Origin of the sequence: Parasedimentitalea psychrophila, from assembly GCF_030285785.1 — a bacterium.
In the GTDB taxonomy this organism is placed as follows: domain Bacteria; phylum Pseudomonadota; class Alphaproteobacteria; order Rhodobacterales; family Rhodobacteraceae; genus Parasedimentitalea; species Parasedimentitalea psychrophila.
Window position 1 is genome coordinate 4,166,108 of the sequence record NZ_CP127247.1, and the last position, 16,004, is coordinate 4,182,111.

Below are 16,004 nucleotides of genomic sequence, written 5' to 3' on the forward strand. Positions count from 1 at the left end.
CCTCTCGTGGTTACAATCGTTCTCCGAAGTTCCCCCCAGCCTGAAAACTCCACAATCGCTCGATACATGACGTCTCGCTCATGTGAATTTTGGGCCCATCTGGCCCCGTCGGAAGGTTTTCCGTTTAGTTCTATTTTCCCTCGCCTGGCAGGTCTGGCGCATGCGCTCCGCCCCAAGACCTAAGCGCCTCCATCATGGGACCAAGAGCTTGCCCCCTGTTGGTCAAGTAATACTCCCAACGAGGCGGGTTCTGGGAATACTTTCGCCGCTCCAGAACGCCGCCCTCCTCCAGCTTGCGCAGGCGTCCTGACAGCGTATTAGGCGACACTTTGAGCACATCCTGCAAATCCTGGAACCGGCGCGCGCCCTCCAGAAAAAACTCGCGCAGGATCAACAGCGACCACTGGTCCCCTATCACATTCGAGGCCCGCTGGATCGGGCAATTTCGGCGTTCACCATGTGTCATGGTTTTAATTTAGGTACATCCCTTGCAAATGTGAAGTCGCTACACAATTTATAGTCACTACTTCTTATGAACTCACACGCCAACAAATGCACCGGAGACCACAATGTTTGAAACAATCGCAATCGCCTATGAGCAGATATTTGCAGTGATATTACCTGCATTGGCTCTCGGGCTTATCAGTATAGGCGCCACCCGGGCCGACCTGTCAATAGGCCGAACTGCTATGGCCGTGGGTGTGGTCGCAACAATATTGGGGCTCTGGTATACGCTGGTCGTGCATCTGGCCAAAGCGGGCCTTCTGATGCCTCCAGCGGAATTCACCGACCCGCCCTACGCTCTCATGCCCCTGCTTGGCGGCGCGTTCCTTTTGTGGGCACTGGGGCGCTTGACCAAAACAGGTCGCACTATTTTGGCCAATCTTGACCCCGTTCATCTGATCAGTATCCAAAGCCTGCGACTGATGGGCGGTTTGTTTCTGATCGGTTGGGCAATGGGAGCCATCCCCTGGCAATTCGCACTGCCCGCCGGCGTCGGTGATATTACAGCAGGCATTGCAGCGATCCAAGCCACGCGCGCCGCAAACCGAGGCGACGTCAATGCCGAACACCTGATCCGACGCGCCAGCATTATCGGTCTGTTGGATTTTGTCATCGCTGTCAGCCTGGGGATCGCGACCTCGCCCGGCGCCCTTCAACTGATGGCATTTGATCACCCCAATATCATCAACGCCTACCCTCTGGCGCTGTTTCCCATGTTCATCGTGCCAATCTTTATCGCCTTTCAAATGTTCTCTCTGGATGCCCTGCGTCGCCGCAGCACGCAGACCGCTCCTGCATAACCACCTCCATGTGGCCGGACAATCGTTCGGCCACTTGTCCCCAATTCCTACCTACGCACAGTGACCGGAGATCGAAGATCCATTGAAACTAAACCGTAAATCGGATTAGGCAGTAGGTATTGGGACTACGCGTAGTTTTTGTCGGCAGTTCAGCTACTGAGAAAATGACCCCAAGAATCTTTCCAAATTTCCAACATTGGCCAACTTGCGACAAGCTGAAGCCTTAAGCATGACTGCTTTGCAAGTGTGCATACGATTCATATCCTCCGCAGAAACCTGCGTTTACCAGTTGGTCGCACGGCATTGAAAAGGCACGGTAAGGAAGACCGTCTTCTTCGCCGATGTACTCCCGGCCAATTGGGTTGTAAGCGGCGGATCAATACTCGGCCACGGTAGCGGCGTCATTGTGGTGTCGCGGGCGGCGTAAAAGCCGGCCACTTTTGCCCTTTCGATAGTCGGGAGGGTGTGAGGATTTTGACCGTGGATTTGTATTTGAAGGTGCGGCTCGCTCATTTTCAGGATGGTTTGAGCGGGCCGCAGATTGCCCGCGATTTCGGGATCAGCCAAGATAGTGTATCGAAGATGTTGGTGTATTCGGAACCGCCTGGTTATCGGCGAACAGCGGTGGTCAAGCGTCCGAAGTTGGATGCGTATGCGGATCAAATTGACCAGTGGCTGGCTGAAGACAAAGGACGCCCTCGCAAGCAACGCCACCCTGCAAAACGCATTTTTGAGCGGCTCGGTGCTGAATGTGGGTTCGGCGGCTGTTACACCATCGTCAAAGATTATGTGCGGACCAAGAAGCGCGGTTCTCTTGAGATGTTTGTGCCGCTGAGCCATCCGACCCGCTGCCCTCTCACACATGCATAGCATGTGTGAGAGGGAGGCATGCGCAAGCTGACTTTGGCGAAGCTCTGGTTGTCATCGGCGGTGTTGAACAAAAGGCATATTTCTTTGCACTGGATTTGCCGCACAGCGATGCGTGTTATGTCCGGGCGTATCCTGCGGCGAACACCGAGGCTTGGCTGGATGGTCATGTGCATGCGTTTGCGTTTTTTGGCGCGGTGCCGCGGCAATGATTATTCCGTTCCTGTTGCCTACGGCCACCCATTGCCAGGCAGGGCATGTTTACATGCCCGAGAGGGGCGACGTGTGGATCAAAGGCTTCGTTGATCGTGTCGTTATCGGCTGCGCCGCTGAGGTGATCGCAGATCGCCCCAGATCCTATGCCACAGGTGATATGGTGTTTAACCCGATACACTATCTGCGGCTGATTGAGCGCAAGATCATGTCCTTTGATCAGGCCGCCCCGCTGCAAAACTGGGATTTGCCAGAGGCCTTCGCAACACTTCAGCGGCTGCTTGAAGCCCGACAAGGCAAAGCTGGAAAGCGTGAGTACGTACAGGTTCTGCGCCTGCTGGAGCGCTTTGAGTTGGAGGTGCTGCACTGTGCCATCAGGGACGCCTTGCAGAAGGGAGCGATCAGTTTCGATGCAGTCAAACATCTGGTGCTGTGTCGGGTGGAACGGCGCGCGCCCCGGCTGGATCTGGACCTCTACCCGTTCCTGCCCAGAACCAACATCGCCACAACCTCTGCCACAACTTACATGAGCTTGCTGGCAAGCGATGCGCCATGACAAATGCACCCGAATTGCTGCTCGCCCATCACCTCAAAACACTCAGATTGCCAACTTTCCTACGCGAACATGACAAGCAAGCTCGCATCTGTGCCGCTGAAGGCGTGGATCATGTCCGCTACCTGGCGCGCCTGACAGAGTTGGAGCTGATCGACCGTGAACGGCGCATGGTTGAACGCAGGATCAAGTTGGCAAAATTCCCGGCGGTCAAAAGCCTGGACAGCTTTGACTTCAAGGCGATCCCGAGCCTGAACAAGATGATGGTGCTGGAATTGGCGCGCTGTGAGTGGATCGAACGCCAAGAGAATGTCATTGCCCTCGGCCCATCAGGCACCGGCAAAACCCATGTCGCCCTCGGTCTGGGGTTGGCGGCCTGCCAAAAGGGGATGCCGGTCAGCATCGTTACCGCGGCATCTTTGGTTCACGAGTTGATGGAAGCCCGCGATGAGAAGCGGCTGCTGCGATTGCAACGGCAACTGGCCAAGGTCAAACTGCTGATCATTGATGAGTTGGGCTTCGTGCCGCTAAGCAAGACCGGGGCTGAACTGCTATTCGAGCTGATCTCGCAGCGCTACGAGTGCGGCTCAACCCTCATCACCGGCAATCTGCCGTTCGAGGAATAGAGGGAAACATTCGGCTCTGAGCGCCTGACTGGAGCGCTGCTGGACCGGCTGACCCACCACGTCAACATCCTTGAGATGAACGGTAAAAGCTACCGACTGAACCAAAGCCGATCACGGCTCGCCAGAGCCAACAAGTAACCTCGGCATAATTGGCCTTACGCCCAATGCGCCTTGGTACACGATTGCTATATGAGAGCAGTGCGTTCCAAGGCGAGCGCCCAAACAAGTCCCTCAATCCATCACAAAAATGCCTAAGCCGCCATTACGCAAAGTGGCCTGCTTTTGCTCCGCCGCACTGGCCGGTATTCCTCCGCCGTTGACATCCCCGCACTTCGAGATGCGCCCGGACCAATCCATGTCGCCAGACTGATACCTTCGCAGTGTGAGACCGAGAAATGCGCCGACATCCTTCGACTTTTTGAACCGTGCGGCGTCGTCAAGCGTGGCAGTATTCGCCAGAGCGACGATGGGGCCTACGCCCGGCACAGTCATGAGGCGACCGGCGAGATTGCTCTGACGCGCAATCGTTCTCAGTTCATCATCCATTGCTTCGGTCGCAGCGCAGAGTGCCTTGTGGATCGGATTGAACATCTCCACCATGACAGGGATCACGGGATCGACAGCCCTTGCCTGGGCAAGCTGATCGCGAAAGTCTTGCCGCATCTTTGATCTCCCTACGGCGCCCATGCAGACCCCAAAGACTTTCAAAACGCCACGGACATGCCCTTCCAGATCTTTGCGCATCCGGATCAGGCGTTCACGCGTGCCTATTAGCACGCGGATGCGCTCAGACGCCTCGCTGCGGATATGAACCTCGGTGAACCAGCCCGTTCGGGCCAGATGGGCCAATCCCTCAGCATCCCCTCGATCAGACTTGTTGATGCGACCCGAAAGCGCTTTGTGAGCAAGTCGCGCATCAATACAGATAATCGGAACGCAGCGGCTTGAAAGCTCCTGGGTCAACCAGATCCCCAGAATCCCGCTCTCGTGGACCACTCGTTCTGCATTTGGTGCGTGCAAGGACAGAAAGGTAGCTATTTGATCCGGATCAGACGAGACCTCGCCACGCACTATGACAGCACCATCGCCTTCAACAACACAGATCGCGACTGATTTGACGGATACATCGAGCCCCACAAAATATGACATGATCGTCGTCGTCCTGTACGGTTTGTGATTTATGAGGCCAGTATATTGAACCTCGTTCGCCCGAAGAGAACGATGGCCGCAAACCAAGATGATCTATGCTTCGCCCCGAAAAGGGGACGTCTATGAAGTTGTTGATTGGGCGAGGATTTAAGAAGACGAATCCGTGCTGATCAAAGTGTAGTTTCTCTCCTACAATTTAATTCTTGATCTGGCTGCATACCTTTGACAAACAATCTTTTACATCCTTCAAAAGGCGGCCAAGCTGGTCGCCTTTCCCATTTGATCAACCCTTTGGAACGCGCCCATGACCATCACCCATCTTGTCACCCATTCTGGCGGCTTCCATGCGGACGAGTTGTTGTCTTCTGCAGTGCTCACACGCCTGTTTCCTCAGGCGGAGTTGCTACGCAATAGGGATCGGCAATGGGTCACGCCAGCGGCTCATAAAATCATTTTCGATGTAGGAGGCGCTTACGACGGCGAGGCGCAGATCTTTGACCACCACCAACGTCCTGGCCCGCTGCGCGGCGATGGTCAACCGTTCAGCTCCTTTGGTCTGATATGGGCGCATTATGGGCGGGCGTATCTGGCGGCGATGGACGTTCCAAGGGATGACGTCGAGGCCATCCATTCCAAGTTTGATACCAAATTTGTGCTGCCAATTGACCTGTTGGACAACGGCGCAATGGAACCGTCTGTCGCGGGGCCATTGTCGATCCTGACTTTGCCCGCGCTTTTGGGAAGCTTGAAGCCGGTATTTGACGATCCGTCGCCAACGGCTGACGACGATGCTTTCTTTGCCGCCTTGCCCATTGCGCGGCGTTTTGTTGAAGCCCAAATCCGCAATCTCGCGGCGAAAGCCCGCGCGCAGGGCATCGTGATCGAGGCCATCGCCAAAGCGGGTACATCACCCATTCTGGAGCTTCCCATGGGCATGCCCTACCGCTCTGCACTCGACCAGGCCGAGGCTGACCACATGCTGTTCGTGATCCATCCGCGCGGCGATGACTGGACACTCAACGGGATCAAGCTGTCAAATGATACCTTCAACCAACGCGCCGATCTGCCAGCTGCTTGGGCTGGCCTGACGGATACCGGACTCGAAGATGTGAGCGGTGTCAAAGGCGCTAAATTTTGCCATACCGCTCGCTTTATTGCTGTTGCCAGCACACGCGAGGCGATCCTGGAAATGGCCGAAATTGCGGTGCAAGACGTTCAATAACGGCAGGGAACGGTCGTTCGCTGCGTCGACCACCAACGACTGCTGAGCGGACAAACCTGCCATTCGTCTCTGGTTTTCAAACGTCCGCTTGCTTCAAGAGCATCCCCGCCTTGTTGAAATAGGGAAGACGACCGCTAGCCCCCAAAGGCGGAAGCGTATTGCACTTCGCCTTTGGCCAGTTTGGCCTCGAATGCGAGCGCCTGCACAAATTTCGTCGGGACCTCGCCGAATGTAAGATCGCCGGGAGATGAAAAGCCGAAGCGCGTATAGTAGGCTGGGTCGCCCACAAGGACACAACCGTCAGCGTCAAGTGACCGAAGCCTCTCCAGACCTTTTTCAATCAGCTGCCGCCCTATACCTGCGCGTTGACGCTCCGGGTGAACCGAGATGGGGCCAAGGCCAAACCATTGCCCTCCGGAACCCGATATAGTCACCGGAGAAAAGGCGGCGTGACCAACGATCTGATCGTCGTCCATAGCGACAAGTGAGAGGGTGAGGTTACCGCTCTCACGAAGGCCATCGACGATCTGCGGCTCGCTGCCATCGCTCATTTCGACTGGTGCGAAGGCAATTTTCGTCAGCTCGTGTATCGCTGCTTCGTCGCCGGAAATTTCATCACGTATTCTCATGACTAAACTAATAGCATTTCAGTTCTTCGGTGAAAACTTTCTTCCGAAACAATTGACCAGTTACGGTGCGTCCAGCGAAAGCCGCCATTCATGTGCATCGCAGCATTGGTTCAAATGGGCTCGAACCTGCCCTTCGCCGCAGTAGTCACGAATGGCCGAAAAGGGCCGAAAGCACCAGTTGTACAGACTGGAGTGAAGGCCACCAGAGTCTGCGAATAGGCAAATGACACTCATCGTAGAGATGGTCCGTTTTCCTTCGTTCAATCCCAGTCCCGGCGTTGTAGATCCCAAGTTAAAAGGTGGAGAATTGGTATTGCCTATGCCTATCCGATAAACCGAAATGCTCGCATAACTTCAAAAAAATCTTTGTGACGGAAACGCAGTCGGCAGTCAGACAATAGCTCGGCCCCTGGATACCAACTGCAGCGGTAGGCCTCAGTTGGGTTTGAATATTCGATCTGCATGTCCACCTCATCCGGCATGGTCAACATGCAGGCGGAGAGATCGCCTTTCAACGCTGCTTCAACACCAGCGCGAATTTCTGTGCAGGCTCGCCGCGGTGTCATCGAGGCAGAGGCAGGGCCAATACCTGTGGAGACAGGTACAGTTCGGATTTTTGGGACCAATGCAGCAGCGTCACCGCAAATGCCATGATCTCCAGATATGAAGACTGATGGCACTTGGTGATATGCCGCAATGTGGGCGTTATGTGTGAATTCAGAGGACAACTCTCCATTGAAGTAAAACCGAGAGATCCGACCGTTGAAACTGTGTGCGAGAGGGTTGGCTGAACTGCCGGCTTTGGCGTGGTAGCCAGTGAAAAGTGCAGCGTCAAAACTTTCGTCAAGACCGCACATCATCGAATGTGGGTTTCCAGGCCAACCGTGGATAATCGTAACATAATCAGGTAGTCGTGCAGAAATGATGTTGCGCGCAGTTTCATGGCCATCTTTCACCACTACTTCACGGGCACCCGCTGCATAAGCGCCTTCGCAAGCAGCAACAACTTCGGCGCTCATATACTCGCGAAACTCACCATAGTCTGGCCCGCTTTTACGCGCCTCGTCCCAGCTGGCTATTCCCGCGGTGCCTTCAATATCGGCGCTTATGAAAATTTTCACTCTCTTTACCCTTCAATTCTGCCCATTGTTTTCTGGCAGGTACAAAGCAAATAGCTCTGGGACCCCAATTTCAGTCCAGTTCCGTCCAGGGCCAGGGCTTGACGTTGCTCGCAGCTGTTTGGAAACGCGCCGCTTTTGCCATCCATATACCCAGATCGGTGCCAAAATCGGCAAGCCGTTCATTCGACTGTTTGTTGTTGATCAACATGACAACAAACTGCAACACGGTTACCGCGCCCAGAATTGTTTGGGCGAGAGATATCATGACAGCGATCAGCAACATGTAGACCAGCCGGACCAGTATATTTTCCTCGCTCTCGGGTTCGATCTGCTCGCCGTGAAGGCGCCCGGCTATTTTTTCTTCGTCAGATTCAGCCATTTGTATCCCTGTTCTTTTGGTTGCGGCAATCCTAGCACAAATCGTTACTGGGCTGTACGGGAAGACTAGCCTTGGTCACGGTAGACGCTAGCTGAATTTTGAGTCGTGTGTAATGGTGATCAACATCTAGTCGTTACGTTTCAGAATGGCCGCGAATTTGAAATGTTTCGGGGTGAGCATTGTTGCGGAGAGTTCTATTGTTGGCTGTGAAATCGTTCGACCTATGCTGCGCTGCACACACAGGGACACGAAGGGCGGGTTCCGGACCTTCGCTGCGGTCAACTCCAACGGCGGCTAAGCGCAGTTATTGACCTTTGCAAAGTCCAGGGTGCGAAGCCGACTATGGGCTGCGGCCGGCCCTAATCGGCCGTTCATGACCACCGCAGCGAATGGCCGAAAGGAGCTCAGCTGCAAAGTGCACCAGCGTCAGCTTGTGGCGAGCGGCCAGCCAAGTCGTGTAGAGCAAGCTTTGGATTAAAATCCTCAAGCTGTATGGTTGCAAAAAGCCCTCTGACGAATTTGGCACCCCGTCTGGTAGGATCGGATCTGAGGCAATGTCTCAGTTGAAGGTTGACTGTTGCCAAATTTCAGGTGCTTTGAAAAGAGTATATTGTTTTCCTAAGCTTTTGATTGAAGCGATTACTTCTGGAGCAGACAAACTGTGCTGAAAATTTTGAAATCAATATTGGGTGTACGATCATCAAAAACTCTTGTGCCTCGCGAACCAAGCAAACCTTCTCAGGAGCGTCTCAATCACTACCAGGCAGAAATTGAATTGTTGAAGTCGGGACCGCAGGATAATCCCGCTGATCCGAATGATATGGTTCCGGTGCCTAACCGAGCCTTATACCGGGATGGTGAGTATTTCGGCCAACCCCTGAATTCGTTCACCGTATCGCCGGAAGACATCATTCCATTTCTTGAGGTCCATCGCGATCAATCGCTATGGTTTTCGGTGATTTCTCAGTTGAACTACGACTTTTCAATAACATACGAAATTGTAAAATGGATCCTGCTCCAGTCAGACTGCGATGGTCTGAATGCGGTCAAGGCTTTCGGTTACCTCTCCGGGCCTCACTTCTGCGGAAAACATGTGGGGGATCGCTATGCCAAAAATTCGCAAGCACTGCCTCTCCTCAAGCTCATTACTGATCATGAACAAGCCGGAAAGCACTATGTCGTCGAACTGGCATATGATGCCCGCTCCATGAACAATGTGACGTCGGAGGGCCTGCTCGGAGAAGCCCGCCGCAGCAGGGATGAACTGAATGCTGAAGAGCGACCCGTTGTTGATATTCCGGAGGCCACGCTTCTTGCGGGAGGCAAGGGAACCAAACCAGTCGAGGAATATTGCGTTGATGAGAGTGGTTTGCTGGCTATGGCAAAGCGCCAAGCGGCAATTCTTTGGTGAGACTGTCCCGTCAATTATTTGAGGAGGCCGTGAGATTCCACGTGAGTTTTTGCTTGTCGCAGCACCTCGCAAATTGAAACGTTTACAGCATTTGATTAACCAACCGTTTTTTGCACTCACTCCAATTTCGACATTGGTATTGTCGAAACGGATCGAAACTTCGTCCGCATAGCTGACCTTAGTGCGAGGCGCAGCGAATGACTGGAGCCCGCCCTTCGTGCCCCAAATGCTGCGCCATGCTGCACTAAGCGCGAATGTCGCAGAAGGGCTGGGAGCCGCCGTTAGACGCATTGTGCGCCAAGGTCCGGTTAGGGCCGTTAGTGACCTTGAGGGGAGAGGAAGTGGCCTGATTTCTGCGCCCTGCACATTTCGTCATTAAGGGCGGGTTACGGACCTTCGCTGAGATCTGCATCAACGGCAGCTATGCGCAGTTATTGACCTTTGCAACGTCGCCCCCCCAGGACGCGCCGACATGTCGCGAATGGCCCATTGCCGCCATTTGTGACGACCGCAGCGAATAACTGGTCAGGAGCCCATTGTCACCAATGCTGCTCCTGCAGAATTTTGTCAGAGAGAACGGTTTCCCAATACGTCAAAAGCAGATGTTCGCTGGCCTATTCCACTAATTCTCGAACACACTTTTTCTCACCAGAGAATTATTCTTTTACTCAAGGGTGTGAGCAACGGAGGAAGTGACCTGAGGAGCCGCCTTAAATATAGACCAGTTCATTTTCTCTCATAGTAACCCGGCCAAGGGGAAGTCCCATGGCTTGCAAATCCGAATGCGTCCAGCATTGATTTGTTTTGGTGATTAGCAATTGGGCTTGCTTGACAGTCAGGAACGGTCGCGCGGGTTTGAAATTCCCCACGCCCAGTTTGGAACTCGGTTCCGTGATGACCTGCCGAACTTGCTTTACATTTTCAGCAGACAAATTGCGCATCGCCATGGGGCCGGGGAAAAAACTTTCACTGGGAGCACATTCAGCGAAAATAATCTCGTGTTGTTCAAACAACAGGTGAATGTACTCCGCAAAACGTCTTCCATGCAATTGCCGGACGCCTGGCAGGCCTGTCATTCCTTTTGCGGGAGCCAACCCTCCGCCCTTTTGACTTTCAACAGGCAGCAACATGCGGTGCTGGGGCGAAACAACTAAGTCGCGTTTTGGGAGCCCAGCTCCTAAAACGCCGGCCGGGAAAATAAACGGTTTCTGCTTGTTTGCCGCGCTTGACCAGCGATGAGAGGTACTTCCGGCCCAGACTATTGGTTGCGGCCCACGGTCCGCTGTTATTACCAAATCGCCCGGCTTGAGTGTTTCCACAAAAACGTCGCCGTCAGGGGTCGTAATCAGTGTTCCCGCGTGAAAACAGACTGCCATTGCAGACTGTACGTTAAAGTTGGCGTTTCCAGCCTCACCAGGATCAATGGTATCTGTGTCTTCGTTGAAGTCATAATCCTGAATGCGCCCTAGCATGTAGGTGTTAGGCCCGCCGTCGAAGTGAACATCAGACGAAAACAGATAGGTCTGCTCGTCTAACCCAGCGAATGGTCCAGACGAAGGGGGGGCAACGCTATCATTTAGAACGAAATAGGAATCGCCCTGTTCAGCATTTGAGCCATCACCGCTTTCCTTGATTTTGGAGCCGCTATCGACTTCGAATTGATGGATTTCGCCGTCGCGTTCAACAGTGAAGGATTGGAACCAGACCTCGTCTCCATCAAACTCGCCATTGGCGTCGACGTGGGCGTCCTTGATCTCGATCCGCACAATGTCAGTCGCCAAGAATGGTGTTTCACCTATACTCCAATCAACATCGACATTATTGTCCTCTTCCATAGAGAACTGCGCGCCAATTTGGTCTCCGGAGAAAACTAAAACTACCAATCCCAGACCCTCTCAATGGCACTCATCAACCGAATTTTGTTCTCGAAGGTCTGTCTTTGCCTCCTAAAACCCATTGGGAAACACCGGAGTTTTTTCTGTGTGCTTGAAGCGGCTATCCCAAACCAAGAATGGTGCGCTGCCTGATGTCCAAAGATGTGCCACTGTTAATAGATCCTCATGGTTTTACGGAAAATTTCTCCTTGAGACGCTTGGGTGCGGGTCGCAATCCAAGCGGTGTCAAATCGCCTCCTAGAAAATTATCTAGCGAAAAATATCTAACTGTAGGTTACGAGGTGTGACTTATTTGGCTTTGTAGAACCAAAAACGGCGCAACGTTTCTCATCGCTTGCAATGAAAATGACGTCGTCTATCGGCTTTTGAGCCGCCGTTAGCTGGATACTCGCCATGGTCAGCTGTGGGTCGGACTTGTCACTTCTGACTGAATGGCGACCGGCGGGGATGTCCGCACAGCAGCCGTTTGTTCAGCGCGCAGTGGATGACTGGAAACCGCCCTTCTAGTCGATATGTGCATGGTGCAGCAATTGGACCACATCATGCGCCCATTAATGAGCGAACGACCCTCAGCGGACCTTCGAACGAATCGCAGCTAACGGCAGATCGGAGCCCAATACGGACTAACCTTTTGGGTGTCGGTAGACTAAATCTGTGGGGTCTTGGCGCGGTGCTTCTGTATCCAACTCAGCGCCTAGCCTTTCGGCAAGCGAGCGGGATCGAGTATTGGGTGGATCGACATAACTGACCAATGTATCGAGTTTCCTTTCACGAAATGCCCAGTGCCTTAATGCAAGTGCAGCCTCATAGGCATATCCCTTGCCTTCTGCATGAGGATAGACAAACCAGCCCAATTCATGTTCTGGAAAAAGCGGACCGTAGTTGATGCCTACCTGCCCCAAACACAAGCCAGACTGACATTCTTCGATCATCAGCGCGCCATGTCCCATCAGAGTCCATTGTGCGACGTCGTGACAAAACAGACCCCATGCAGCATCAAGCGAAAAAGGGCCACCCATATATACAGAGCGCTCCGACATCATCAGCACAGAGTATTCAGACCAGTCCTCTGTCCTCGGTACGCGCAAAATCAGGCGCTCTGTTTCCAAGATAGGAATGGCAGACATAGGTAATGGACCCTCAGACGAAATCTCACGAACTCTGCGGAAAACCTAAACATTTTTTGCAATTGAGCAACCGCAGCAAGGTCCAGCTTAGCAGGCATTGGCGCGGCGCGCGACGAATGTCGCGCTTCTCTAATTGGGTGTTTGGGTCAAGCTCATTTTCCTTCTTTCTTCTGAGTCCTTGTCTCTCATCCGGGTCACGCTTCTCTTCGCAGTCTGTTTTGGCGCTCTGATGGCACCGCTGCACGCATATGTAGGATCGGCAGTGAAGAGCCCCGCTCTCCGGCGCGCTTCAAGTTGCGCAGCAGACATTTTCGGCTTCATCTATTACCAGACAGGGCATGTTTCCATGCCCGAGAGGGCACGAACCTCGTCCAGTGAGGGACGACCCCGTTAGGGTTGGGTGGTCGGCGTTTTAACTCATGCCGTGCCTCCCACCTGATCCTGACGGAATTCTGTGCCACCGATCCACATTGATGCAACAGGACGGCCAGTTTGCGTGCGACGGCGACTACAGCGCGACGTCGACCTTTGGTGCGCAGCAATCGCATTCCCCAGGACTTTATCTGCGACCCTGCCATCGCCCTCATGAGCAGTGCGTTAGCAGCGGCATATAACGCTGCGCGTGCATCTCGATCCCCAGCCTTCGATATGCGACCTGGATTATCGTGCTCCCCTGATTGGTATCGTCGGGGTGTTAGCCCAAAATGTGCGCCAACAGTGCGAGACCGTTTGAACCGTGTGGGGTCGTCGATAGCGCCTTTGAACGTAAGTGCCGCGATAGGGCCAACTCCGGGGACCGTCATCAATCTCATGCAAACTTTGTCATGGCTTGCCGCACGGTTTACCCGTCGATCCAGTTCCAAATAATGTTGATACAATACGACCCGCGCGTCGAGCAGAGGTACCAGAGCATGTGCAAGAATGTCATCCATCTCGATCAAGGGGCGCACGACGCCATCAAAGCTACCGTGCTTCACAGTTTTGGGCAGACGGATGCCAAATATCTTCAGCAGACCACGGACCTCATTGGCCAGATCCATCGTCTTCTTGAGCAGTGCCTTACGGGTGCTGAGTAACGCCCTGATACCATGAGCTTCACGGCTCTTCATATGGACAGGGCTGAACCAACCGGTGCGTAGAACCTGAGCTATCCCACGGGCGTCGTTCTTGTCGGTTTTGTTCCGCATCGGGGACAGGGCAGCGTTCACTTGCCGCGCCTCCATGCAAACAACATCGAACCCTGCGTCGGTCAGACCGAAGAATAGGTGCTGGCTCATTGTGCCCGCCTCAAAGCCGACCCGTTCGATCGGATGCGGAAAGCTTGCAAGGCAATCTGCGATATCGCCGACCTCACAAGGCAGCTCCCGCTCAAACATCACCGCTCCCTTGCCATCAAGAATGCAAACCGCACAGGATCGCAGCGAAACATCTAGTCCAACAAAGTATTCCATCATGTACCTCCCTTGTTCACAGATATTCTGTGAACTTATCAGGAGCTCAACCTCAGAACAGGGGCAGCCCAATTACGCATGCTCCCTGCCCTTTCTGCTCGATATACCGCGTCATGCTGCACCCAGCACGAATGTCGTAGAAGGGCTGGGAGCCGCCGTTAGACGTGTTTGTCACCAACGGCAGCAATGCGCAGTTAGTCAGCCTGAAAAAGTCGTCACTAATGAAAAACCAGAATCCAGATCGATTAAGCTACCAAAAATCCCGGTTTGAGCGCTTGGCCCGTCCGTGATTTAACCCAAAAGACTTCATACCGGTCGTTGGTGCATCTGCAGCGAATTGACGCTTTGTCCGCTGACTTGCCGTTAGAGCAGACCGCAGCGAATGTCGACTTCCCGCCCTTTTCTACACGAGCGCACCGGTTGCCCTGGAGTTGGGCCGCGAGTCCGCTTCCTGCTGTGGTTTCAATGGGTCGCCGCAACACTTTAATCTTTTGAGAAAGATGGAGTGTTTTGAATGAAGTATCGCACACGGACGTTTTATACGGACAAACAGAAGTCCGAGATGTGGGATCGTTGGCAACGCGGTGAGTCAATGAGTTCGATTGGACGTCACTTCAATCGTGCGTCGTCTTCGATTTTCCCTAATTTGGCGCGAACTGGTGGGATCCGGCCCGCTGATCGCACGCGGTCGCGATGGACCTTGAGCCTCATTGAACGGGAGGAGATTTCCCGTGGGCTTGTCGCAAAGCAGTCGTTTCGTTCAATCGCGCAAAGCCTGAACCGGTCGCCTTCGACAATCAGCCGAGAGGTTCGCAGGAATGGCGGACGCCAAGCCTATCGCGCCACCCAACCAGACCAGCGCGCCTGGGACTGCGCAATTCGGCCCAAGTTGTGTAAGCTCTCGTTCAACGATCCATTGTGCCAGTTGATAGCGCGCAAGCTGCGTCGGAAATGGTCACCGCAGCAAATTGCAGGGTGGCTCAAACGCAAATATCCTGATGAAGAGAAAAACCGCGTGTCACATGCATTGCCCGGCAGGGTATTGCGCAGCAATGTCCCGAGAGGAGAACGATATATCGCAGCCTCTATGTCCAAACCCGAGGGGTTTTGAAGAAGGAATTGCAGGAATGCCTGCGCAGCCCACGTGCGATCCGACGCTCCAGACACGCCACTCAAAAGGGCCTTGAGTTGCGCAAAATCAAAAATGCTGTTTCGATTAGCGAACGCCCAGCCGAGGTCGAAGATCGTGCCGTTCCCGGCCACTGGCCTCTCGGTGATGCAAGCATCACCTGTCAGCTAATAGGATGCCGATTTGATCGCAGGATCGAACAACAGCTACATCGCGACGCTGGTTGAGCGCCATTCCCGTTTCGTGATGCTGGCCAAAGTCGCGAACAAGGACACCCAGAGCGTGACGACAGCCCTGATCAAACAAGCACGAAAGCTTCCCAAGGAGCTCTACAAACCCCTGACTTGGGATCGCGGATCAGAAATGGCAGGGCATCGAAAATTCACCACCGCCACGAATATCGATGTCAATTTTTGTGATCCTCAGTCCCCGTGGCAACGCGGGAGCAACGAAAATACCAACCGCCTTCTCAGACAGTACTTCCCCAAAGGCACTGATATATCTGGCTTCAGCCAAGCCAAACTCAGCGCTGTCGCACGCCAACTCAACGAGCGGCCGAGAAAGACCTTGCAATATCAGACACCAGCAGAGAAATTTGAGGCCTGTGTTGCGTCCACCGGTTGAAACCGCAGCTGGGAGCTGCTGTTAGACGGGTTTGTCACGAACGGCAGGTCAGGGTCGTTCTCGACATTTATAGGCGAGGGAAGTGGCCCAATTGCTGCACCATGCACATATAGGTACTTAGGGCGGAAACCGGAATTTCGCTGCGGTCAGCTTCAACGGCGGCAATGCGGAATTTACTGCTGTTCTCCAAGTGAGCACCGCAGCCTCTCGATCGCATCGCCCACCGTAATCTGATCGCCAAACTTGGCGATGATGGCGGCAACATTGACCGGCCCGTTGTGCCCGCAGGCGCATTCAAGCCAGA

11 protein-coding genes and 3 pseudogenes are annotated in these 16,004 nt (G+C 53.8%); 6 read left to right on the forward strand and 8 right to left on the reverse strand.

Annotation, left to right across the window (positions count from 1 at the left end; translation table 11 throughout):
- Nucleotides 1-130 precede the first annotated feature (130 nt).
- Entirely contained in the window at nt 131-466 is a 336-nt protein-coding gene (locus tag QPJ95_RS20175) for a winged helix-turn-helix transcriptional regulator (protein ID WP_270920999.1), read from the reverse strand.
- Nucleotides 467-569: 103 nt separating this feature from the next.
- Here QPJ95_RS20175 and QPJ95_RS20180 point away from each other — a divergent pair, with 103 nt between their 5' ends.
- The 3 genes and pseudogenes from QPJ95_RS20180 (at nt 570) to istB (ending at nt 3,701) form a co-directional block, all read left to right on the forward strand.
- On the forward strand, nt 570-1,304 hold the full coding sequence (locus tag QPJ95_RS20180) for a hypothetical protein (protein ID WP_270921000.1): 735 nt from the start codon (nt 570-572) through the stop codon (nt 1,302-1,304).
- A gap of 480 nt (nt 1,305-1,784) precedes the next feature.
- A pseudogene (locus QPJ95_RS20185) lies at nt 1,785-2,940 on the forward strand (IS21 family transposase).
- Nucleotides 2,937-3,701: pseudogene (gene istB, locus QPJ95_RS20190) on the forward strand (IS21-like element helper ATPase IstB). The pseudogenes QPJ95_RS20185 and istB overlap by 4 nt, the downstream one beginning before the upstream one ends.
- A gap of 93 nt (nt 3,702-3,794) precedes the next feature.
- Here the strand turns inward: istB and QPJ95_RS20195 are convergent.
- Nucleotides 3,795-4,712 (reverse strand): IS110 family RNA-guided transposase, encoded by a 918-nt coding sequence (locus QPJ95_RS20195; protein WP_270921001.1) that lies wholly within the window; start codon nt 4,710-4,712, stop codon nt 3,795-3,797.
- Nucleotides 4,713-5,016: 304 nt separating this feature from the next.
- Here QPJ95_RS20195 and QPJ95_RS20200 point away from each other — a divergent pair, with 304 nt between their 5' ends.
- Entirely contained in the window at nt 5,017-5,934 is a 918-nt protein-coding gene (locus QPJ95_RS20200; RefSeq protein ID WP_270921002.1) for an MYG1 family protein, read from the forward strand.
- Nucleotides 5,935-6,068: 134 nt separating this feature from the next.
- Here the strand turns inward: QPJ95_RS20200 and QPJ95_RS20205 are convergent, their stop codons facing one another.
- The 3 genes from QPJ95_RS20205 to QPJ95_RS20215 all read right to left on the reverse strand — a co-directional run bounded on the left by QPJ95_RS20205 (nt 6,069) and on the right by QPJ95_RS20215 (nt 8,063).
- Nucleotides 6,069-6,563, reverse strand: a complete 495-nt coding sequence (locus QPJ95_RS20205) for a GNAT family N-acetyltransferase (RefSeq protein ID WP_270921003.1) — start codon at nt 6,561-6,563, stop codon at nt 6,069-6,071.
- A gap of 323 nt (nt 6,564-6,886) precedes the next feature.
- Nucleotides 6,887-7,684: a M55 family metallopeptidase gene (locus QPJ95_RS20210; RefSeq protein ID WP_270921004.1), complete on the reverse strand. Its 798-nt coding sequence runs from the start codon at nt 7,682-7,684 to the stop codon at nt 6,887-6,889.
- A gap of 70 nt (nt 7,685-7,754) precedes the next feature.
- Nucleotides 7,755-8,063, reverse strand: coding sequence for a DUF4389 domain-containing protein (locus QPJ95_RS20215; RefSeq protein ID WP_270921005.1), 309 nt, complete (start codon nt 8,061-8,063; stop codon nt 7,755-7,757).
- A 661-nt stretch (nt 8,064-8,724) separates the two neighbouring features.
- Here QPJ95_RS20215 and QPJ95_RS20220 point away from each other — a divergent pair.
- Nucleotides 8,725-9,474 carry a hypothetical protein gene (locus tag QPJ95_RS20220; RefSeq protein WP_270921006.1) on the forward strand — a complete coding sequence of 250 codons (750 nt, stop codon included), beginning with the start codon at nt 8,725-8,727 and terminating at the stop codon, nt 9,472-9,474.
- A 710-nt stretch (nt 9,475-10,184) separates the two neighbouring features.
- On the opposite strand, the gene QPJ95_RS20225 is transcribed toward QPJ95_RS20220, so the two are convergent.
- The 3 genes from QPJ95_RS20225 to QPJ95_RS20235 form a co-directional block, all read right to left on the reverse strand.
- On the reverse strand, nt 10,185-11,309 hold the full coding sequence (locus QPJ95_RS20225) for a Hint domain-containing protein (protein ID WP_270921007.1): 1,125 nt from the start codon (nt 11,307-11,309) through the stop codon (nt 10,185-10,187).
- A gap of 683 nt (nt 11,310-11,992) precedes the next feature.
- The gene (locus QPJ95_RS20230; protein ID WP_270921008.1) at nt 11,993-12,496 is read right to left on the reverse strand and encodes a GNAT family N-acetyltransferase; all 504 of its coding nucleotides are present in this window, start codon (nt 12,494-12,496) and stop codon (nt 11,993-11,995) included.
- 317 nt (nt 12,497-12,813) lie between these two features.
- Nucleotides 12,814-13,947 (reverse strand): IS110 family RNA-guided transposase, encoded by a 1,134-nt coding sequence (locus QPJ95_RS20235; RefSeq protein WP_270921009.1) that lies wholly within the window; start codon nt 13,945-13,947, stop codon nt 12,814-12,816.
- A 514-nt stretch (nt 13,948-14,461) separates the two neighbouring features.
- Here QPJ95_RS20235 and QPJ95_RS20240 point away from each other — a divergent pair.
- A pseudogene (locus QPJ95_RS20240) lies at nt 14,462-15,700 on the forward strand (IS30 family transposase).
- Nucleotides 15,701-16,004: the final 304 nt, after the last annotated feature.

Bases quoted from the DNA above. Each gene is read 5' to 3' on its own strand.
- QPJ95_RS20175 (WP_270920999.1), bottom strand. From the start codon at position 466: ATGACACATGGTGAACGCCGAAATTGCCCGATCCAGCGGGCCTCGAAT.
- QPJ95_RS20180 (WP_270921000.1), top strand. From the start codon at position 570: ATGTTTGAAACAATCGCAATCGCCTATGAGCAGATATTTGCAGTGATA.
- QPJ95_RS20195 (WP_270921001.1), bottom strand. From the start codon at position 4,712: ATGTCATATTTTGTGGGGCTCGATGTATCCGTCAAATCAGTCGCGATC.
- QPJ95_RS20200 (WP_270921002.1), top strand. From the start codon at position 5,017: ATGACCATCACCCATCTTGTCACCCATTCTGGCGGCTTCCATGCGGAC.
- QPJ95_RS20205 (WP_270921003.1), bottom strand. From the start codon at position 6,563: ATGAGAATACGTGATGAAATTTCCGGCGACGAAGCAGCGATACACGAG.
- QPJ95_RS20215 (WP_270921005.1), bottom strand. From the start codon at position 8,063: ATGGCTGAATCTGACGAAGAAAAAATAGCCGGGCGCCTTCACGGCGAG.
- QPJ95_RS20225 (WP_270921007.1), bottom strand. From the start codon at position 11,309: ATGGAAGAGGACAATAATGTCGATGTTGATTGGAGTATAGGTGAAACA.
- QPJ95_RS20230 (WP_270921008.1), bottom strand. From the start codon at position 12,496: ATGTCTGCCATTCCTATCTTGGAAACAGAGCGCCTGATTTTGCGCGTA.
- QPJ95_RS20235 (WP_270921009.1), bottom strand. From the start codon at position 13,947: ATGGAATACTTTGTTGGACTAGATGTTTCGCTGCGATCCTGTGCGGTT.